Origin of the sequence: Streptomyces sp. NPDC012769 (assembly GCF_042901205.1) — a bacterium.
Taxonomy (GTDB): Bacteria; Actinomycetota; Actinomycetes; order Streptomycetales; family Streptomycetaceae; genus Streptomyces.
In genome coordinates, this window is sequence record NZ_JBIBCP010000003.1 from 1 (window position 1) to 19,209 (window position 19,209).

Consider the following 19,209-nt stretch of genomic DNA (forward strand, 5'->3'; position numbering starts at 1 on the left):
ACGCCCGGTTACATTCCGAACCCGGAAGCTAAGCCTTTCAGCGCCGATGGTACTGCAGGGGGGACCCTGTGGGAGAGTAGGACACCGCCGAACAATCATTGTGGGAAAGCCCCGCACCTTATGGTGCGGGGCTTTTCTGCGTTCTGGGAGACCCCTGTGCATCCGGTCCTCGCGGCTGAAGGTAAGGTCATGGGGCATCGTCAGCTCGTTCCCACAGGAGGCCCCCGGGTGGAGGTCCAGGAGACTCGCGTTCAAACGGACCGGGTCCTCACCATCCCCAACATCCTCAGCATGGCGCGCCTCGCCGGCGTGCCGCTGTTCCTGTGGTTGATCCTTCGCCCCGAGTTCGGGGGGCCCAACAGTGATGGCTGGGCTCTGCTCGTCCTGGCGCTCAGCGGCGTCAGCGACTATCTCGACGGCAAGCTCGCCCGGCGCTGGAATCAGATCAGCAACCTCGGCCGGCTGCTCGACCCCGCCGCCGACCGGCTGTACATCCTTTCCACGCTGGTGGGCCTCACCTGGCGGGAGATCCTGCCGCTCTGGCTGACCGTCGCCCTTTTGGCCCGCGAGCTGATGCTGCTGGTCATGGTGGGAATCCTCCGCCGGCACGGGTATCCGCCGCCGCAGGTGAACTTCCTCGGCAAAGCTGCCACATTCAACTTGATGTACGCGTTCCCGCTGCTGCTGCTCAGTGACGGAAACGGATGGCTGGCGTCACTCGCCGAAGTTTTCGGGTGGGCCTTCGCCGGATGGGGTACAACTCTGTATTGGTGGGCAGGGATCCTCTACGTGGTCCAGGTCCGTCGACTCGTGAAGGCGGATACCGCGGCCGATTGAGCCCGTCCGTCTGCCGAGCAACGGCGCCGGCATGAACGAGGACGCCCCAGGGCCCGTTGAGCGGACAGGCACAGTCGGCAGGACCGTCGTCTCTTCAAGGAGGACGCTTCCGACATGAAGGCCGTCGTGATGGCCGGTGGTGAAGGCACCCGCCTTCGCCCCATGACCTCGAGCATGCCCAAGCCTCTTCTGCCGGTGGTCAACCGGCCGATCATGGAGCACGTCCTGCGACTGCTCAAGAGGCACGGTCTCAACGAGACCGTCGTCACCGTGCAGTTTCTCGCCTCGCTCGTCAGGAATTACTTCGGGGACGGCGAAGAGCTCGGAATGGAGCTCACCTATGCGAACGAGGAGAAGCCGCTCGGCACCGCGGGGAGCGTGAAGAACGCCGAGGAGGCGCTGAAGGACGACGCCTTCCTCGTCATCTCGGGCGATGCGCTCACCGACTTCGACCTCACCGATCTGATCGCCTTCCACAAGGAGAAGGGCGCTCTCGTCACGGTCTGTCTGACCCGGGTGCCCAATCCGCTGGAATTCGGCATCACGATCGTCGACGAGGAAGGAAAGGTCGAACGATTCCTGGAGAAGCCCACGTGGGGGCAGGTCTTCTCGGACACGGTGAACACGGGCATCTACGTCATGGAGCCCGAGGTCTTCGACTACGTCAAGGCGGATGTCCCGGTCGACTGGTCGGGTGATGTCTTTCCGCAGCTGATGAAGGAAGGCAAGCCCATCTACGGCTATGTGGCCGAGGGCTACTGGGAGGACGTCGGCACCCACGAGAGCTACGTGAAGGCGCAGGCCGACGTCCTCGAGGGCAAGGTCCAGGTCGACATCGACGGCTTCGAGATCTCCCCCGGGGTCTGGGTCGCCGAAGGGGCCGAGGTCCATCCCGACGCCGTGCTGCGCGGGCCGCTGTACATCGGCGACTACGCCAAGGTCGAGGCCGGGGCGGAGGTCCGGGAACACACCGTGATCGGCTCCAATGTGGTCGTCAAGAGCGGTGCCTTCCTGCACAAGGCCGTCGTCCACGACAACGTCTACATCGGGCAGCAGAGCAATCTGCGCGGCTGCGTCATCGGCAAGAACACCGATGTGATGCGGGCGGCCCGGATCGAGGACGGGGCGGTCATCGGTGACGAGTGCCTGATCGGTGAGGAATCGATCGTGCAGGGCAACGTCCGGGTCTACCCGTTCAAGACGATCGAGGCCGGCGCCTTCGTCAACACCTCCGTCATCTGGGAGTCCCGCGGGCAGGCGCATCTGTTCGGGGCGAGAGGCGTCTCCGGCATCCTCAACGTGGAGATCACGCCCGAACTGGCGGTGCGGCTCGCCGGCGCGTACGCGACCACGCTGAAGAAGGGTGCGACCGTCACCACGGCCCGTGACCACTCCCGGGGTGCGCGAGCGCTCAAGCGGGCGGTGATCTCGGCCCTGCAGGCCAGCGCCATCGACGTACGCGACCTGGAGAACGTGCCGCTGCCGGTGGCCCGGCAGCAGACGGCACGAGGCAGCGCCGGCGGAATCATGGTGCGGACCTCGCCGGGTGTGCCGGACTCCGTCGACATCATGTTCTTCGACGAGCGCGGCGCGGACCTGTCGCAGGCGGGGCAGCGCAAGCTCGACCGGGTCTTCGCACGTCAGGAGTACCGGCGGGCGTTCCCCGGCGAGATCGGCGACCTGTCCTTCCCGGCCAGCGTCTTCGACTCGTACACCGGATCGCTGTTGCGGAACGTGGACACCTCCGGGATCGCCGAGGCGGGTCTGAAGGTGGTCGTGGACGCGTCCAACGGCAGCGCCGGGCTCGTTCTGCCGAGCCTGCTGGGTCGGCTCCAGGTCGACTCGCTCACGATCAATCCGGGCCTGGACGAATCACGGCCGACCGAGTCTGCCGAGAGCCGGCGGGCCGGTCTCGTGCGGCTCGGGGAGATCGTGGCGTCGGCGCGGGCCGCGTTCGGTGTGCGGTTCGACCCGGTGGGCGAGAGGCTGTCGCTCGTCGACGAGCGGGGCCGGATCATCGAGGACGACCGGGCGCTGCTGGTGCTGCTCGACCTGGTGGCGGCCGAGCGCAGATCCGGGCGGGTGGCGTTGCCGGTGACGACCACGAGGATCGCCGAGCAGGTCGCCGCGTACCACGGCACCCAGGTGGAGTGGACGACGACCTCGCCGGACGATCTGACGAGGGTCGGCCGGGAGGAGTCGACGATCTTCGGCGGCGACGGCCGGGGCGGATTCATCGTTCCGGAGTTCAGCAGCGTCTTCGACGGCGCCGCGGCCTTCGTCCGGCTGATCGGTCTGGTGGCGCGGACCCAGCTCACCCTGAGCCAGATCGACGCGCGGATTCCGCGGGCCCATGTGCTGAAGCGGGACATCGCGACGCCGTGGGCGGTCAAGGGGCTCGTGATGCGCCGGGTGGTGGAGGCGGCCGGGGACCGGTCCGTGGACACCACCGACGGGGTGCGGGTGGTCGAGGCCGACGGGCGCTGGGTGATGGTGCTGCCCGACCCGGCGGAGGCGGTCACCCATCTGTGGGCGGAGGGCCCGGACGACGCCTCGGCGCAGGCCCTGCTCGACGAGTGGTCGGCGGTGGTGGACAGCGCGGGCCACTGAGTGACCGGTCCCCGTAGGGGTTGAGAGAGCCGGGAGGCACCGGGCGGTACCTCCCGGCTCTTCGGAGGGGCCATTCGGCGGTAGGGCGTGCGACGTGCGACGATGTGCGGCATGTCGCAGCAGCCCCCCGTTCGGAGCACAGGAACGCCCCCTCCGCGGCCGGACGCGTCCATGTCGCTGCTGAACAACGTGATCGACCACGCGCTCGACGACGGGTACGCGGAGGCGTCGGCCCGGCGCGCGGCCGAGGGCGGTGGCCTGCCCCGTACGATCCGGGCCAAGCTCGGTCTCGCGGTCGGCCTGGTGCTCGCGGCCGCCGTGGTGACGCTGGGTGCGGCCGAGGCGCGGGTGTCCGCGCCGGTGGTGGCCAAGGAGCGGCAGGAGCTGATCGACCGGATCGAGTCGGAGACCTCGGCGGCCGACCGGCTGGAGCAGGACGTCGAGCGGATCCGTGACGAGGTGGGGGAGCGGCAGCGCAAGGCGCTGGAGCAGCACGGGGGTGACCAGGCCGAGCTCGTGGCGCTGTTGTCCGGGGCGACGCCGGTCCACGGGCCGGGCGTCAGGCTCGTCGTGGACGACGCCAAGGGCACCGACACGGGGGGCGGCGGGCCGCGGGAGAGCAGTGGCTTCTCCGACACGGGGCGGGTGCGCGACCGGGACATGCAGCGGGTGGTGAACGGCCTGTGGGAGTCGGGCGCGGAGGCGGTCGCGATCAACGGGCAGCGGCTGACGGCGCTGTCGGCGATCCGAGCCGCGGGTGACGCCATACTGGTCGACAACAAGCCGCTGGTGCCGCCGTACACGATCCTCGCCGTGGGCGACGGGCAGCGGCTGAGCACCGCGTTCCAGGACAGCGCCGACGGGCAGTATCTGCACGCGCTGCAGGAGAACTTCGGGATCCGTACGAGCATCTCGGCGGAGGGCGATGTGCGTCTGCCGGCCGCGCCGAGCCTGATCGTACGAACAGCAGAGCCGAGGGGAGCCGGGGCGAAGGCCACCGGGCAGGCCACGGCCGACACAGGGAAGGGCACATCTTGATCGCCGTACTGGGCCTGATCGTGGGAGTCGTGGTCGGACTGTTGGTCCGGCCCGAGGTTCCGGCGGTGGTCGAGCCCTATCTTCCGATCGCCGTGGTCGCCGCCCTCGACGCGGTCTTCGGCGGGCTGCGGGCCATGCTCGACGGGATCTTCGTCGACAAGGTCTTCGTGGTGTCGTTCCTGTCCAACGTGGTCGTGGCCGCGCTGATCGTCTTCCTCGGCGACAAGCTGGGCGTGGGCGCGCAGCTGTCGACCGGCGTGGTCGTGGTCCTCGGCATCCGGATCTTCTCCAACGCGGCCGCCATCCGGCGGCACGTGTTCCGGGCGTGAGGCCGATGAGCGAGAACGACAAGAACCCGGCGCAGGAGCCGGAGGAGTCCCGGCCGCAACCCCGGCCCGAGCCGCAGCCGCGCCCGGAGCCGCAGGGGCGGCACGTGCCGTTGCCGCAGCCGCAGCCGCAGCCGCAAGGCCAGACGCCGTCTCAGCCGCAGCCGCAGCCTGCGGCGCCGGCCGGTCCTTCGGCGCCGGCGGCGGCCGAGTCCGGGGTCACCGGCCGTCAGCGGCTGGCCGCCAGTCTGTGGCCGCCGCGGGTGAGCCGGGCCCAACTCATCGTGGCGCTGCTGCTGTTCGTGCTCGGTCTCGGGCTCGCCATCCAGGTGCGGTCGACCAGCGACAACAGCGCGCTGCGCGGTGCCCGCCAGGAGGACCTGGTGCGCATCCTCGACGAGCTCGACGACCGGACCCAGCGCCTGGAGGACGAGAAGACGCGTCTGGAGAGCCAGCGCTCGGAGCTGGAGTCCAGCTCGGACCAGGCCGAGGAGGCGCGTCGGCAGACCCAGGAGAAGGAGCGGCAGCTCGGCATCCTGGCCGGCACGGTCGCCGCCGAGGGGCCGGGGATCACGCTGACGATCACGGACTCCACGGGTGCCATCGAGTCGGACATGCTCCTCGACGCCATCCAGGAGCTGCGGGCGGCGGGCGCGGAGGCGATCCAGGTCAACGACGTGCGGGTGGTGGCGGACAGCTATTTCTCGGGCAGCGGACGCGATATGCGGATTGATGGAACGCAGGTGGCCGCTCCGTACGTCTTCAAGGTCATCGGCAAGCCGGAGGATCTCGAGCCCGCGCTCAACATCCCCGGCGGTGTCGTCCAGACATTGGAGAAGGAGCAGGCCACGGCCACGGTGCAGCGTTCCGGGAAGATCGTCGTCGACGCCTTGCGGCCTGCGAAGCGGCCTGACTACGCTCGGTCGTCCTCGCAGTGAGGCGGGGGTCGATGACGGTCGCGCGGCAAGGGCATGACCTTGCGGGGGGTCGCCGCACCACATGGGTGGTGCGTGGTGGAAACTGTCGAGTGGATACGGACGTTGTGAAGATGTCCGGGTCGGCAGGTGTGTTCAGTCAGGGTTCGTCCTGCCCCACGGGCGGGTCTGTTTCGGTCAAGGGGAATCGCCCGTGAAGTTGTTTGCGAAGTTGTTCGGCAAGAGCGGACGCGAGGACGGCGGCAACGCCAAGCATCGCGCGCCGCGTCACGCGCAGGGTGAGGAACAGGGCGGCGAGCGCCCCCTCTTCCGCGATGAGGTCGGTGGACCGGGTGGCGACATTCCGGGCACACAGGGCGCGTCTTCTGTTGACCCTGCCGGTGCCGCGCGCATAGGTTTCGGAGAACCATCAACCTCAGGTACGGGTGGAGGGTTCGTCCCCGACCCGTACGCGACCCAGACCTCCGCGGGGCAGCCGCGGCAGGAGGACGCGTCCATGCCGGTGTGTACGAGGTGCGGTCACCGCAATACGGCCGACAGCCGCTTCTGCTCCCACTGCGGCGCGCCGCTGCGCGGCGGGGTGGCCCCGGAGCGCGCTTCCGAGACGACCTCGACGATCTCCATCTCGGGGCTCGAGGCCTACGACTCGGAGGTCACCGGTCAGACCGCGCTCCCGGCGCTGCCGCCCGAGGCGCTCGCCGCCGTCGAGGCGCTGCCGCTCGGTTCGGCGCTGCTGATCGTGCGGCGCGGTCCGAACTCGGGCAGCCGCTTCCTGCTGGACGGCGAGCTGACCACGGCCGGCCGCCACCCGCAGAGCGACATCTTCCTGGACGACGTGACCGTGTCGCGTCGTCACGTGGAGTTCCGGCGCGGGCAGGACGGCACCTTCACGGTGTCGGACGTCGGCAGCCTCAACGGCACGTACGTCAACCGGGAGCCGATCGACTCGGTCGTGCTCTCCAACGGTGACGAGGTGCAGATCGGCAAGTACCGGCTCGTCTTCTTCGCGAGCCAGCGGGGCGTGTGACGCTCCGGAGAACCTTCAGGGAAGGTCCATGCTGCGTACACCGACGGGCGGTGCCGGACTCGGCACCGCCGCCGCGGGCGACCGGCTGTTCAGCATCGGGACGGTGCTGAGCCAGCTGCGCGACGAGTTTCCCGAAGTGACCATCTCCAAGATCCGGTTCCTGGAGGCCGAGGGGCTCGTCGAGCCCCGGCGGACGGCTTCCGGCTACCGGAAGTTCAGCCCGCAGGACGTGGAGCGGCTCGCCCAGATCCTGCGGATGCAGCGCGATCACTATCTGCCGCTCAAGGTGATCCGCGAGCATCTCGACGCCCTCGCCCGGGGCGAGCAGATCAGGCTTCCCTCGCCCAGCCCCCAGCGGGACCTGCTGGACGGTGCCCTGGAGGCGGACGCCGAGCGGCCCACGGCGGCCAGGATCGGCCGGGCCGAGCTGCTCGCCGCCGCGGAGGTGACCGAGACCGAGCTCGCCGAATGGGAGTCGTACGGCCTGGTTGCCCAGGCGGACGGCGGCGGCTACGACGCCGAGACCGTGACCGTCGCCAAGCTCGTGGCGGACCTGGGGAGATTCGGTCTGGAGCCCCGGCATCTACGGGCGGTCAAGGCGGCCGCCGACCGGGAGGCCGGTCTGGTCGAGCAGATGGTGGCGCCGCTGCGCAGGCACCGTAATCCCCAGACCAGAGCCCATGCGGAGGCGACCGCGAAGGAGCTCGCCGGACTCTCCGTACGGCTCCACGCGGCACTGGTCCAGACCGCGCTCGGACTCCGTCTGCAGTGATCTCGGACCGGCCCGACTACCCAAACCGGTCGGGCACGTCCTAGGGTTGCTGTGTGAACGAGCTCGACGTTGTGGGTGTCCGGGTGGAAATGCCCTCCAACCAGCCGATCGTGCTCCTGCGTGAAGTGGGAGGCGACCGCTACCTTCCCATCTGGATCGGACCGGGGGAGGCGACCGCGATCGCCTTCGCCCAGCAGGGCATGGCCCCGGCCAGGCCGCTGACGCACGACCTCTTCAAGGACGTCCTGGAGGCCGTGGGGCAGGAGCTCACCGAGGTCCGCATCACGGATCTGCGGGACGGCGTCTTCTATGCCGAGCTGGTGTTCGCCAGCGGTGTGGAGGTGAGCGCCCGGCCGTCCGACGCGATAGCGCTGGCGCTGCGCACGGGAACGCCGATCTACGGCAGTGACGGTGTGCTCGACGACGCGGGGATCGCGATTCCGGACGAGCAGGAGGACGAGGTGGAGAAGTTCCGCGAGTTCCTCGACCAGATCTCGCCGGAGGACTTCGGGACCGGCAACCAGTAGGCCGTCAGGTCGTCGCCGGAGAGCGCCCTCGGAGCATTCGAGTAGCCTTTCCCCGGAGTGGGGTACGCGAAACCACTCTCAGGGTGATTATCACTCGGCGTGCCGAGTGTGGCGATCGTTGACGCACCCCGAGTGACTGCCTACCTTCGTGTGGGCAGGTCAAGGACGGAGGGTCGGCGTGATGAGCAGCGGCGACGGTACGGCAGGGGGCTTCCTGGGGCGTGCCCCCGGGGAGAAGGGCCCGTATCCGCTTCACGGGAGCGTGGGCGACTTCGGCACGGACGAGGGCGCGGACGCGGACGTGGGCTCTGACGCCATCGGTTACCGCGGCCCCACGGCCTGTGCGGCGGCCGGCATCACCTACCGCCAGTTGGACTACTGGGCGCGCACCGGTCTCGTCGAGCCGAGCGTGCGGCCCGCGTACGGCTCCGGGACCCAGCGGCTCTACAGCTTTCGTGACGTCGTCGTCCTCAAGATCGTCAAGCGTTTCCTCGACACCGGGGTCGCCCTGCAGAACATCCGGGCGGCGGTGCAGCACCTGCGGGCCCGGGGCTTTCGCGATCTGGAGCGGATGACGCTCATGAGCGACGGCGCGACCGTCTACGAGTGCTCCTCGCCGGACGAGGTCGTCGACCTGCTCCAGGGCGGGCAGGGCGTCTTCGGCATCGCCGTCGGAGTGGTGTGGCGGGACGTCGAGGCGGCGCTGTCACAGCTGCACGGCGAGCGTGTGGACACCGGCGAGACGCTGATCGGGCACAACCCGGCCGACGAGCTGGCGCGCCGGCGCCGGGACCGGGCCGTCTGACCTTCCGGGCCCCGGCCCGGATCGGAGCGGCCCGTACGCGCGTGCGGGCCGATTGTCAGTGGCGTAGGGCAGCATCGGAACCGTGAGAGCCGCGCCCACGATCCTGCATCTCGACATGGATGCCTTCTTCGCCGCCGCGGAGCAGGCGTCGAAGCCGAGCCTGCGCGGAAAGCCCGTGGTGGTGGGCGGGCTCGGGCCGCGCGGGGTGGTCGCCACCGCCTCGTACGAGGCGCGGCGCTTCGGGGTCCACTCGGCGATGCCGATGGCGCAGGCGCGCAGGCTCGCCCCGAACGCGGCGTATCTGGTGCCGCGCTTCGCCTTCTACCGGGCGATCAGCGGGCAGGTGATGGAGCTGCTCGGGCGGCTGTCGCCGCTCGTGGAGCCGCTCAGCCTCGACGAGGCGTTCGTCGACCTGGAGGCCGGGGGAGTGGCCGAGGACAGCGCGGGAGCGCGGGCGGCGGGGGAGCGGCTGCGTCGCGACATCCTGGCCACGACCGGTCTGACCGGCTCGGTGGGGCTGGCCGGCTCCAAGATGCTCGCGAAGATCGCCTCGGAGGAGGCCAAGCCGGACGGTCTCGTGCTGATCGAGCCGGGCACGGAGCGCGAGCTGCTCGGGCCGCGATCGGTGCGGATCATCCCCGGCATCGGTCCGGCGACCGGGGAGCACCTGCGGCGGGCCGGGATCATCACGGTCGCCGATGTGGTGGAGGCGGGCGAGGACGAGCTCGTACGGCTGCTGGGGCGGGCGCACGGCGGCTCGCTGTACCGGATGGCCCTCGGGCACGACGACCGGCCGGTGGTGGCCGAGCGGGACGCCAAGTCGGTCTCGGTGGAGGACACCTTCGACGTGGACCTGCACGACCGGCTGCGGATCCGGCTGGAGGTCGAGCGGCTCGCGGAGCGGTGTGTGGCGCGGCTGCGGGGGTCGGGCCACTCGGGGCGGACGATCGTCCTGAAGGTGCGGCGGTACGACTTCTCGACGCTGACGCGGTCGGAGACGCTGCGCGGGCCGACGGACGATCCGGTGGTGGTGAAGGAGGCGGCGGCGCGGCTGCTCGACCTGGTGGACACCACCGGTGGCGTGCGGCTGCTGGGGGTCGGGGTCAGCGGCCTCGCCGACTACACGCAGGAGGACCTGTTCGCGCAGGCCGAGGCGGAGCAGGCGGAGCTGGCCCAGGCGGCGCGGGAGGCGGGGGAGCCGGGGGAGTCGCGGGATCCGGCGACGGCTTCCGAGGCGGTGGCCGCCGCGGTGCCGGCCGCGCCCGCGACGGCCACGGAGACCGCGGAGCGGCGCTGGGCCGCCGGGCACGACGTGCGGCACGCCGTCCACGGGCACGGGTGGGTGCAGGGCAGCGGCGTCGGGCGGGTCACCGTCCGTTTCGAGGAGCCGGGCTCGGCGCCCGGTCGGGTGCGGACGTTTCCGGTCGACGACCCGGAGCTCGAGCCCGCGGACCCGTTGCCGCTGGTCCCGGGAGGGGCTACGGGAGCGGCGGCCTGACCTCACGGCCCCGGCGGCGGCCCGCGCGGCCGGTGGCCCGGTCGCCCGGTGCCGGTCCGGCGGCCGTCAGGCACCCGCGCGGCCGGTGGCCCGGTCGCCCGGTGCCGGTCCGGCGGCCGTCAGGCCTCCTCCTGGCCCGCCAGACGGCCGAAGTCGCGGTCCGGGGTGTCCTGGGGCGCGGGAGGCAGTGCGAGGCTGTAGTGGCGGTAGAGCTGGAGTTCCTGTTCGGGCGAGAGGTGACGGCCGACGCCGAAGTCGGGGGCGTCCTTGATGAGGGAGCGCTCGTACGGGATGTGGAGGGCCTCGCCCACCAGCTCGCTCGGCTCCAGGGGGACGAAGGCGTCGCGGCTGAAGAGGCCGGTGCGGACGGCGGCCCATTCGGGGACTCCGGTGGCGTCGTCCAGGTACACCTCGTCGACGGTGCCGATCTTGTGCCCGTTCCGGTCGTAGGCCTTGCGGCCGATCAGGCTGCGCGGATCGATATCGGTCTGCACGGTCCCTCCAACGGGTCGCAACTGCGCTACACCCCTACGAAAGTGCACATCTGGGATGTCGGCCACTTGAGCGATGGGAGACGGAACGGCGCTGGTAGGCTGGCTGTGGCTGTCGACCCCGCGCGGGAGAGTCCTCCGGAGAATCCTTTCGGAGGCGCCGAAGGAGCAAATCCTCCCCGGAATCTCTCAGGCCCCTGTACCGCGCGGACGAGGTCACTCTGGAAAGCAGGGCGGGCGTCGACGGCATCCGCTCTCACCGACGGTGAAAGCCGGTCCTCCGTCAGGCGGGCCGGTGAAGCTCTCAGGTTTGGATGACAGAGGGGGAGGCCGTCCGGGCACCCGCGCCGTGGTGCCCCTCGCAGGTCGTGACGACCAGGAGGCCCCCGCACATGACCGCCAACCGCACCCCGCTCGCCGAGCTCGAGCAGGGCATCCCCTTCGAGCAGCGGCACATCGGACCCGACGCCGAGGCGCGGGCCAAGATGCTCGCCCAGGTCGGTTACGGCTCCCTGGACGAGCTCACCGCCGCGGCCGTTCCGGACGTCATCAAGAACGCCGAGGCCCTGGGCCTGCCGGCCGCCCGCACCGAGGCCGAGGTCCTGGCCGAGCTGCGCGCCCTGGCCGACCGCAACCAGGTCCTGGCGCCGATGATCGGCCTCGGCTACTACGGCACCTTCACCCCGCCGGTGATCCTCCGCAACGTGATGGAGAACCCGGCCTGGTACACCGCCTACACCCCGTACCAGCCGGAGATCTCGCAGGGCCGCCTGGAGGCGCTGCTCAACTTCCAGACCGTGGTCGCCGACCTGACCGGCCTGCCCACCTCCGGCGCCTCGCTGCTCGACGAGAGCACCGCCGCCGCCGAGGCCATGGCGCTGTCCCGCCGGGTCGGCAAGGTCAAGAACGGTGTCTTCCTCATCGACGCCGACGCCCTGCCGCAGACCATCGCCGTCATCGAGACCCGCGCCGAGCCGACCGGTGTCGAGGTCGTCGTCGCCGACCTGTCCGCCGGCATCCCGGCCGAGGTCGCCGAGCGCGGTGTCTTCGGCGTGCTCATCCAGTACCCGGGCGCCTCCGGTGCGATCCGCGACATCAAGCCGGTCATCGACCAGGCCCACGAGCTCGGCGCGATCGTCACCGTCGCCGCCGACCTGCTCGCGCTCACCCTGCTCGCCTCGCCCGGCTCGCTGGGCGCGGACATCGCGGTCGGCACCACCCAGCGCTTCGGTGTCCCGATGGGCTTCGGCGGCCCGCACGCCGGCTACATGGCCGTCCAGGACAAGCACGCCCGCTCCCTGCCCGGCCGCCTCGTCGGAGTCTCCGTCGACGCCGACGGCAACAAGGCCTACCGCCTGGCCCTGCAGACCCGCGAGCAGCACATCCGTCGCGAGAAGGCCACCAGCAACATCTGTACAGCGCAGGTGCTCCTCGCCGTCATGGCCGGCATGTACGCCGTCTACCACGGCCCGGACGGCCTGAAGCAGATCGCGCAGCGCACCCACCGCTACGCCGCGATCCTCGCCGCCGGTCTGCGCGCCGGAGGCGTGGAGCTCACCCAGGGCGCCTTCTTCGACACCCTCACCGCCCGTGTCCCGGGCCGCGCCGACGCCGTCGTCGCCGCCGCCCGCGAGGGCGGTGTGAACTTGTACCGCGTCGACGCCGACCACGTCTCGGTCTCCTGCGACGAGACCACCACCCGCACCCAGGTCGCCGCCGTCTGGACCGCCTTCGGCGTCACCGCCGACATCGAGGCCCTGGACGCGGTCACCGAGGACGCGCTGCCCGTCGACGCGCTGCGCACCGACACGTACCTGACCCACCCGGTCTTCCACGCGCACCGCTCCGAGACCTCGATGCTGCGCTACCTGCGCAAGCTGGCCGACCGCGACTACGCGCTCGACCGCGGCATGATCCCGCTCGGCTCGTGCACGATGAAGCTGAACGCGACCACCGAGATGGAGCCGGTGACCTGGCCCGAGTTCGGTCAGATCCACCCGTTCGCGCCGGTCGAGCAGGCGCAGGGCTACCTCACGCTCATCACCGAGCTGGAGGAGCGCCTGGCCGAGGTCACCGGCTACGACAAGGTCTCCCTCCAGCCGAACGCCGGCTCCCAGGGCGAGCTCGCCGGTCTGCTCGCGGTCCGCGCGTACCACCGGGCCAATGGTGACGACCAGCGCACCGTCTGCCTCATCCCGTCCTCCGCGCACGGCACCAACGCCGCCTCCGCCGTGATGGCCGGCATGAAGGTCGTCGTCGTCAAGACCGCCGACGACGGCGAGGTCGACGTCGAGGACCTGCGGGCCAAGATCGAGCAGTACCGCGACGAGCTGTCCGTGCTGATGATCACCTACCCGTCCACGCACGGCGTGTTCGAGGAGCACGTCTCCGAGATCTGCGGCCTGGTGCACGAGGCCGGCGGCCAGGTGTACGTCGACGGCGCCAACCTCAACGCCCTGGTCGGCCTCGCCAAGCCGGGCCACTTCGGCGGCGACGTCTCGCACCTGAACCTGCACAAGACCTTCTGCATCCCGCACGGTGGCGGCGGCCCCGGCGTCGGCCCGGTCGCGGTGCGCGAGCACCTCGCCCCGTACCTTCCGAACCACCCGCTCCAGCCCAGTGCGGGCCCGGAGACCGGCGTCGGCCCGATCTCGGCCGCCCCGTGGGGCTCCGCGGGCATCCTGCCGATCTCCTGGTCGTACGTGCGCCTGATGGGCGGCGAGGGCCTCAAGCGCGCCACGCAGGTGGCCGTCCTCGCGGCGAACTACATCGCCAAGCGACTGGAGCCGCACTACCCGGTGCTGTACACGGGCCCGGCCGGTCTGGTCGCCCACGAGTGCATCGTCGACCTGCGCCCGCTGTCCAAGGCGACCGGCGTCAGCGTCGACGACATCGCCAAGCGACTGATCGACTACGGCTTCCACGCGCCGACGATGTCGTTCCCGGTGGCCGGCACGCTGATGATCGAGCCCACCGAGTCCGAGGACCTCACCGAGATCGACCGCTTCTGCGACACGATGATCGCGATCCGGGCCGAGATCGAGAAGGTCGGCTCCGGCGAGTGGCCGGCCGAGGACAACCCGCTGCGCAACGCCCCGCACACCGCGGCCGCGCTCGGCGGCGAGTGGAACCACCCGTACACCCGCGAGGAGGCGGTCTTCCCGGCCGGCGTCTCGACCGCCGACAAGTACTGGCCGCCGGTCCGCCGGATCGACGGGGCCTTCGGCGACCGCAACCTGGTCTGCTCCTGCCCTCCGCTGGACGAGTACGACAACTGAGCCACGACGACTGACCGACGACGGCTGAGCGACGACGACGGAACATGAGTCGAGGGCTGGCCCGGAGGATCCTCCGGGCCGGCCCTCGGGCTTTTCTCAGGCCGCCGTCGTCACCCGCGCCGCGGTCAGCGGGCGGTGCGGGGCGATGATCCGCCCGTCCGGCAGCAGCTCACCGGTGTCCTCGAAGATCAGGACTCCGTTGCACAGCAGGCTCCAACCCTGTTCCGGGTGGTGCGCCACGCGTCGGGCGGCCTCCCGGTCGGCGGAGTCGGCGGTGGGACAGGCGGGCTGGTGCTGGCACATGGGTGGGTTCTTTCGCTGCGTCGTGGTGGATGTCCTGCGGCTCTTCGTAGGCATGGCCGCCCCCGTAGGTCGGTTCGGTTCCGGTCCCAGTCTTGCCCCAAGGACGGCGTTCCGCAGGGATTTCGCGGCAGCTCGTCCTCTCCGGGGAAGACGCATCACCCGCAGGGGCGGTTCAGGTCAACCACCCCCTCTCTTCGGGGGGTTCGGGGTGGTCCCAGTGGGCTAGTCCGAACGGGAGCCTCCTCGGACAGCAGTGCGCCCCGGGACCGGTGGTCCCGGGGCGCGGGTGCGCGTGCGGTGGATCAGGCGGGCGCCGCGGAGCCCAGCAGGGGCGGCGGCGCGAGACGCAGTCCGATGACGGGCAGGAGGTCGGCGACCCGGTAGGGGCGGTTGGCGGCGATGCCGGGCGGCGCGGGGGCGAGCGGCACCAGGAGGTCGTCCGGGCCGGGTTCGGTGGTGGCGCCGTCCGCCTCGGTGTCGGTGTGCAGCCACAGCGTCAGCATGTACAGCTGCGGTACGGACAGCAACCGGGGCTGGTACGGAGTGACGAGCGCCTCGGCCTGGATCAGGGCCCGCTCGGTGGCCGTGACGTAGGGCCCCTCGAAGAAGTGGGAGAAGGACCACCCGTCGGGGGTGAGCATGGTGTCGGCGGCGGCGATCGCCCGGTCCCCGTTCCTGATCAGGAAGCGCCAGCCGGCCAGCACGGTCCTGGGTGGCTGCTGCCCTGTCGCGCCGGCGGCTCCGGTGGCGCCGGGCACGCCCAGCAGGTGGACGGGCAGGGGCAGTTCGGGGCTCAGCGGTCCCTGCGCGGCCCGCAGGGCCGGGGTTCGGGGCTCGCGGACCGCCGAGGGCGATCCGAGGGCCGCGAGGACACTGCGGAGGGCCGGCGCGGGGGCCGGGGAGGGTCGGAGCATAGTGGGTCGCCTCTCACTCAGGAGACACGGTGAAGCGTGGGCAGGTACGACGGCGCTGTCAGCGACGGGGTCAGAGAGGGGGGCCATGGGTCCCATGGCCGGGCGCCAACACTCTGCCTCGTGCGCGGAGTTTATACGACACGTGTTCACACAGTGTTTCCGCTAGAGGTCGCCGATATTCCTGACAAGGCGTCATTCGGTCGTATTCCCAGGGTGATTCGGTGGAATGCCTGCGTCCGGTGGATCGTCTGCCTGCACTTTCCCCGCCGGACCGGTCGGCCGAATCCCGACCCCACCTCCCGGGACAATATGACTTTGGTATATGTCCATTGCCATATGCCCTGAGGGACTGCCTCCGGAGATCCCGCTCCAGACTATCCGCCAAACCGTCCGCCCCGCAGGCGTTATGGATCAGCGGGTCGGGGCATCATCGTCCGTGACGCTCGCGGCCGTCGTGGCGGCTGCCCACTCGGGAGGGACGCTTCGATGGGGGAGAAGGTCGTGGCCGACGGGTTCGGCCCGTCCGACCGTCAGCGCTACCGCAGAAAGCTCCAGCAATGCCTCGCCGCCCTCGCGCGGCTGCTCGCGGAGAAGCGGTTCGACCGGCCCCGCAATCTCATGGGTCTGGAGATCGAGCTCAATCTCGCGGGCGAGGACGGCCGCCCCCGGATGCTGAACACACCGGTGCTCGACCGTATCGCCAGTCCCGATTTCCAGACGGAACTCGGAATGTTCAATCTGGAAGTGAACATCGCTCCGCACCGGCTCGACGGCCATGTATTCGACCGGCTCGCCGAGGAACTCCGTACCGGACTCGGATACGCCGACCGCAAGGCCAGGGAAGTCGGCGCCGGAGTCGTGATGATCGGCATACTGCCGACCCTCACCCAGGACGACGCGGTCCTGGCCAACCTCTCCGTCGCCGACCGCTACACGCTCCTCAACGACCAGATCCTCGCCGTCCGGGGCGAGGACTTCACTCTCGACATCCACGGCGTGGAGCGGCTGCACTGCACCTCGGCCTCGATCGTGCCCGAGGCCGCCTGCACGTCGGTGCAGCTGCACCTCCAGGTGACCCCGCCCCGCTTCGCCGCGGTGTGGAACGCGGCGCAGGCGATCGCCGGCGTCCAGATAGCGGTCGGCGCCAACGCGCCCTTCCTCTTCGGCCGGGAGCTGTGGCGCGAGTCCCGGCCGCCGCTCTTCCTCCAGGCCACCGACACCCGGCCGCCCGAGCTCCAGGCGCAGGGGGTGCGCCCGCGCACCTGGTTCGGCGAGCGGTGGGTCGACTCGGTCTACGACCTGTTCGAGGAGAACCTGCGCTACTTCCCGGCCCTGCTGCCGATCTGCGAGGACGAGGACCCGCTGCGGGTCCTGGACGAGGGCGGGGTGCCCAGGCTGCAGGAACTGGTCCTGCACAACGGCACCGTCTACCGCTGGAACCGTCCGGTGTACGGCTGGGTCGACGGCGTCCCGCACCTCAGGGTGGAGAACCGGGTGCTGCCGGCCGGGCCGACGGTCACCGACGTCATCGCCAACGCCGTCTTCTACTACGGGCTGGTGCGGGCCCTCGCCGAGGAGTCCCGGCCGATCTGGAAGCGGATGGCCTTCGAGGACGCCGACCACAACTTCGACACCGCGTGCCGCCACGGCATCGAGGCGGAGCTGCGCTGGCCGCGGCCGGGCCGCTCCGGAGGGGTCGGGACCGTGCCGGCGGTCAAGCTCGTCCTGGACGAACTGCTCCCGCTGGCCGCGTCCGGGCTCGACGCCTGGCACGTCGAGCGGCGCGACCGCGACTTCTACCTGGGGGTGATCGAGGAGCGCTGCCGGCGGCGGGTGAACGGCGCCTCCTGGCAGGCCGACACCTTCCACCAGGCCCTGGAGTCCGGCCTCGACCGGCCGGAGGCCCTCGCGGCCACCACGCGCCGCTACCGCGAACTGATGCTCACCGGGGAGCCGGTGCACACCTGGCCGGTGGGGGTGGACGGCACCGTGTAGGTAGGGTTCCCGTACCCGGCAAGCGATGGGGAATGGGAGACAGGTGTGGTGTCGGAGCAACGAGTGAGGGACGCTTCCCCGCCACCTGACGGGCTGCCGCGCACGACCCTGCGCTCCGAGACGCTGCTGGTGCTCGCGCTGTCCCTCGGCGCCAGCGCGGTCTCCTCGCTCATCAGCTTCGTCGGCGCGCTGACCAGGCCGGGGGCGCTGAAGGAGCAGGCGGCCACGCTCAACGGCTCCTACGCGCCCGGGCGGCCCTGGCTGGACCTCGCCTGGCAGCTCTTCGGCATCGCCACCGCGCTGGTGCCGGTCGTCCTGGTCGCCCATCTGCTGCTGCGGGAGGGTGCCGGGGCGCGCGGGCTGCGCGCGATCGGCTTCGACCGCACCCGGCCGTGGCCGGACCTGGGGCGCGGGGCGCTGGTGGCGGCCGGGATCGGCAGCGCGGGCCTGGCCTTCTACCTGGGGGCGCGGGCGGCCGGTTTCAACCTCACGGTGGTGCCCGAGTCGCTGCCGGAGGTGTGGTGGAAGTATCCGGTCCTGATCCTCTCGGCGATGCAGAACTCCGTCGTGGAGGAGGTGATCGTCGTCGGCTACCTGCTGCGCAGGCTCGACGGCCTGGGCTGGTCCCCGACGGCCTCGCTCGCGGCGAGTTCGGTGCTGCGCGGCTCCTACCACCTCTACCAGGGCATCGGCGGCTTCGTCGGCAACATGGTCATGGGCGTGGTGTTCGTGTGGCTGTACCGGCGCTGGGGGCGGGTCGGGCCGCTGGTGGTCGCGCACGCGCTGCTCGACATCGTGGCCTTCGTCGGTTACGGGCTGCTCGCCGGGAAGGTGGGCTGGCTGCCCACCCCGTGAGCGGAGGACGACGTGAGCGGACGACGAAGGGGCGTACGGCATCGGCCGTACGCCCCTTCGTCGTGTCGCGGGCCGGGTGGCCGGCCGGGTGGCGGTGGGGTCAGGCGTGCAGCTCGCCGTCGATGACGGTGACCGCGTGGCCGTTGAGGTGGGTGCGCTCGCCCCGCAGCCGGGTGCGGACGATGCCGGTGCGGGCGCCGCCCTGGAAGCCGGTCAGCTCGTCGCGGCCGAAGCGCGGGGCCCAGTAGGGGGCGAGGGCGGTGTGGGCGCTGCCGGTGACCGGGTCCTCGTCGACGCCCACGGCGGGGAAGAAGCCGCGCGACACGAACTGGTAGTCGCCCTCGGGACGGTCCGCGCGGGCGGTCGCGATCACGCCCCGCTCGGAGAGGACCTTCAGGGCCGCGAAGTCCGGACTCAGGTTCCGCACCGTCGTCTCGTCCTCGAGCTCGACGATCAGGTCGCCGATGTGGGCGGCGGTGTCGTGGACGGCGACCGGCTCGGCGCCCAGGGCCTTCGCCAGGCCGTCGGGGACCGGGACCGGGGTCAGCGAGGACGTCGGGAAGTCCAGGGTGATGGTGCCGTCCGGCTCGGCCGTCGCGAGCAGCACGCCGCAGCGGGCGGCGAAGCGGACGGTGCCGGTCGCCCTGCCCTCGCCGCGCAGGACGTGCGCGGTGGCGAGGGTGGCGTGGCCGCACATGTCGACCTCGGTGGTGGGCGTGAACCAGCGCAGCGCCCAGTCCGCCTCGCCGCCCGGCGGCAGGGGGTGGGCGAAGGCGGTCTCCGAGAGGTTGACCTCGGCGGCCACCTTCCGGAGCCAGTCGTCGTCCGGGAAGGAGTCGAGGAGCAGGACTCCGGCCGGGTTGCCGGAGAAGGGCCGGTCGGTGAAGGCGTCGACGATTCGAATCCGCATGAGCCGGAACGTACCGGATGCGGAAAACCGCAGGCCAAGGCCAATTCGGGAGAGCTGGACCGGTCGGGTGCGGTCCGGGGGCCGCCGG

Annotated in this window: 17 protein-coding genes, 1 rRNA gene and 1 riboswitch; of the genes, 14 read left to right on the plus strand and 4 right to left on the minus strand. The window is 70.9% G+C overall.

What is annotated here, in order from left to right; translation table 11 throughout:
• The 11 genes from rrf to ACFY7C_RS15395 form a co-directional block, all read left to right on the plus strand.
• A 5S ribosomal RNA gene (rrf, locus tag ACFY7C_RS15345) occupies positions 1–93 on the plus strand; the annotation flags it as partial.
• Between the two features lie 135 nt (positions 94–228).
• Positions 229–837: a CDP-alcohol phosphatidyltransferase family protein gene (locus ACFY7C_RS15350; protein ID WP_389649562.1), complete on the plus strand. Its 609-nt coding sequence runs from the start codon at positions 229–231 to the stop codon at positions 835–837.
• A gap of 114 nt (positions 838–951) precedes the next feature.
• Entirely contained in the window at positions 952–3,447 is a 2,496-nt protein-coding gene (locus ACFY7C_RS15355) for a sugar phosphate nucleotidyltransferase (protein ID WP_389649564.1), read from the plus strand.
• 111 nt (positions 3,448–3,558) lie between these two features.
• Positions 3,559–4,485 (plus strand): DUF881 domain-containing protein, encoded by a 927-nt coding sequence (locus ACFY7C_RS15360; protein ID WP_389649567.1) that lies wholly within the window; start codon positions 3,559–3,561, stop codon positions 4,483–4,485.
• Entirely contained in the window at positions 4,482–4,814 is a 333-nt protein-coding gene (locus ACFY7C_RS15365; protein ID WP_015032176.1) for a small basic family protein, read from the plus strand. The genes ACFY7C_RS15360 and ACFY7C_RS15365 overlap by 4 nt, the downstream gene beginning before the upstream one ends.
• 5 nt (positions 4,815–4,819) lie before the next feature.
• On the plus strand, positions 4,820–5,749 hold the full coding sequence (locus ACFY7C_RS15370) for a DUF881 domain-containing protein (protein ID WP_389649569.1): 930 nt from the start codon (positions 4,820–4,822) through the stop codon (positions 5,747–5,749).
• Positions 5,750–5,810: 61 nt separating this feature from the next.
• Positions 5,811–6,773, plus strand: a complete 963-nt coding sequence (locus ACFY7C_RS15375) for an FHA domain-containing protein (RefSeq protein ID WP_389649572.1) — start codon at positions 5,811–5,813, stop codon at positions 6,771–6,773.
• A 28-nt stretch (positions 6,774–6,801) separates the two neighbouring features.
• On the plus strand, positions 6,802–7,545 hold the full coding sequence (locus tag ACFY7C_RS15380) for a MerR family transcriptional regulator (protein ID WP_389649574.1): 744 nt from the start codon (positions 6,802–6,804) through the stop codon (positions 7,543–7,545).
• Positions 7,546–7,598: 53 nt separating this feature from the next.
• Entirely contained in the window at positions 7,599–8,072 is a 474-nt protein-coding gene (locus ACFY7C_RS15385) for a bifunctional nuclease family protein (RefSeq protein ID WP_265866874.1), read from the plus strand.
• 181 nt (positions 8,073–8,253) lie between these two features.
• On the plus strand, positions 8,254–8,877 hold the full coding sequence (locus ACFY7C_RS15390) for a MerR family transcriptional regulator (protein WP_389649579.1): 624 nt from the start codon (positions 8,254–8,256) through the stop codon (positions 8,875–8,877).
• Between the two features lie 82 nt (positions 8,878–8,959).
• The gene (locus ACFY7C_RS15395) at positions 8,960–10,375 is read left to right on the plus strand and encodes a DNA polymerase IV (protein WP_389649582.1); all 1,416 of its coding nucleotides are present in this window, start codon (positions 8,960–8,962) and stop codon (positions 10,373–10,375) included.
• A 119-nt stretch (positions 10,376–10,494) separates the two neighbouring features.
• Here ACFY7C_RS15395 and ACFY7C_RS15400 read toward each other — a convergent pair whose 3' ends face one another.
• Complete coding sequence (locus ACFY7C_RS15400) at positions 10,495–10,869, minus strand: PRC-barrel domain-containing protein (protein ID WP_389649585.1); 375 nt, start codon at positions 10,867–10,869, stop codon at positions 10,495–10,497.
• Positions 10,870–10,982: 113 nt separating this feature from the next.
• Positions 10,983–11,081, plus strand: a riboswitch (glycine riboswitch).
• 177 nt (positions 11,082–11,258) lie between these two features.
• Between ACFY7C_RS15400 and gcvP the strand changes: the two genes are divergently transcribed.
• A complete protein-coding gene (gene gcvP, locus ACFY7C_RS15405; RefSeq protein ID WP_389649588.1) occupies positions 11,259–14,144 on the plus strand; it encodes an aminomethyl-transferring glycine dehydrogenase in 2,886 nt (961 codons plus the stop codon).
• A gap of 96 nt (positions 14,145–14,240) precedes the next feature.
• Here the strand turns inward: gcvP and ACFY7C_RS15410 are convergent, their stop codons facing one another.
• Both ACFY7C_RS15410 and ACFY7C_RS15415 read right to left on the minus strand, forming a co-directional pair.
• Positions 14,241–14,447: a DUF5999 family protein gene (locus ACFY7C_RS15410; RefSeq protein ID WP_352080233.1), complete on the minus strand. Its 207-nt coding sequence runs from the start codon at positions 14,445–14,447 to the stop codon at positions 14,241–14,243.
• 302 nt (positions 14,448–14,749) lie between these two features.
• Positions 14,750–15,361 carry a hypothetical protein gene (locus ACFY7C_RS15415; protein ID WP_389649591.1) on the minus strand — a complete coding sequence of 204 codons (612 nt, stop codon included), beginning with the start codon at positions 15,359–15,361 and terminating at the stop codon, positions 14,750–14,752.
• Positions 15,362–15,847: 486 nt separating this feature from the next.
• Between ACFY7C_RS15415 and ACFY7C_RS15420 the strand changes: the two genes are divergently transcribed.
• Complete coding sequence (locus ACFY7C_RS15420; protein ID WP_389649594.1) at positions 15,848–17,356, plus strand: glutamate--cysteine ligase; 1,509 nt, start codon at positions 15,848–15,850, stop codon at positions 17,354–17,356.
• Positions 17,357–17,419: 63 nt separating this feature from the next.
• Positions 17,420–18,211: a CPBP family intramembrane glutamic endopeptidase gene (locus ACFY7C_RS15425; RefSeq protein ID WP_389649597.1), complete on the plus strand. Its 792-nt coding sequence runs from the start codon at positions 17,420–17,422 to the stop codon at positions 18,209–18,211.
• A 100-nt stretch (positions 18,212–18,311) separates the two neighbouring features.
• On the opposite strand, the gene ACFY7C_RS15430 is transcribed toward ACFY7C_RS15425, so the two are convergent.
• Positions 18,312–19,121, minus strand: a complete 810-nt coding sequence (locus tag ACFY7C_RS15430; RefSeq protein ID WP_389649600.1) for a PhzF family phenazine biosynthesis protein — start codon at positions 19,119–19,121, stop codon at positions 18,312–18,314.
• Between the last annotated feature and the right edge of the window lie 88 nt (positions 19,122–19,209).

Excerpts from the sequence above, each read along its gene's own strand:
- ACFY7C_RS15390 (WP_389649579.1), top strand. The coding sequence starts at position 8,254 with ATGAGCAGCGGCGACGGTACGGCAGGGGGCTTCCTGGGGCGTGCCCCC.
- ACFY7C_RS15380 (WP_389649574.1), top strand. The coding sequence starts at position 6,802 with ATGCTGCGTACACCGACGGGCGGTGCCGGACTCGGCACCGCCGCCGCG.
- ACFY7C_RS15420 (WP_389649594.1), top strand. The coding sequence starts at position 15,848 with ATGGGGGAGAAGGTCGTGGCCGACGGGTTCGGCCCGTCCGACCGTCAG.
- ACFY7C_RS15430 (WP_389649600.1), bottom strand. The coding sequence starts at position 19,121 with ATGCGGATTCGAATCGTCGACGCCTTCACCGACCGGCCCTTCTCCGGC.
- ACFY7C_RS15360 (WP_389649567.1), top strand. The coding sequence starts at position 3,559 with ATGTCGCAGCAGCCCCCCGTTCGGAGCACAGGAACGCCCCCTCCGCGG.
- ACFY7C_RS15375 (WP_389649572.1), top strand. The coding sequence starts at position 5,811 with ATGGGTGGTGCGTGGTGGAAACTGTCGAGTGGATACGGACGTTGTGAA.
- ACFY7C_RS15410 (WP_352080233.1), bottom strand. The coding sequence starts at position 14,447 with ATGTGCCAGCACCAGCCCGCCTGTCCCACCGCCGACTCCGCCGACCGG.
- gcvP (WP_389649588.1), top strand. The coding sequence starts at position 11,259 with ATGACCGCCAACCGCACCCCGCTCGCCGAGCTCGAGCAGGGCATCCCC.
- ACFY7C_RS15415 (WP_389649591.1), bottom strand. The coding sequence starts at position 15,361 with ATGCTCCGACCCTCCCCGGCCCCCGCGCCGGCCCTCCGCAGTGTCCTC.
- ACFY7C_RS15355 (WP_389649564.1), top strand. The coding sequence starts at position 952 with ATGAAGGCCGTCGTGATGGCCGGTGGTGAAGGCACCCGCCTTCGCCCC.
- ACFY7C_RS15370 (WP_389649569.1), top strand. The coding sequence starts at position 4,820 with ATGAGCGAGAACGACAAGAACCCGGCGCAGGAGCCGGAGGAGTCCCGG.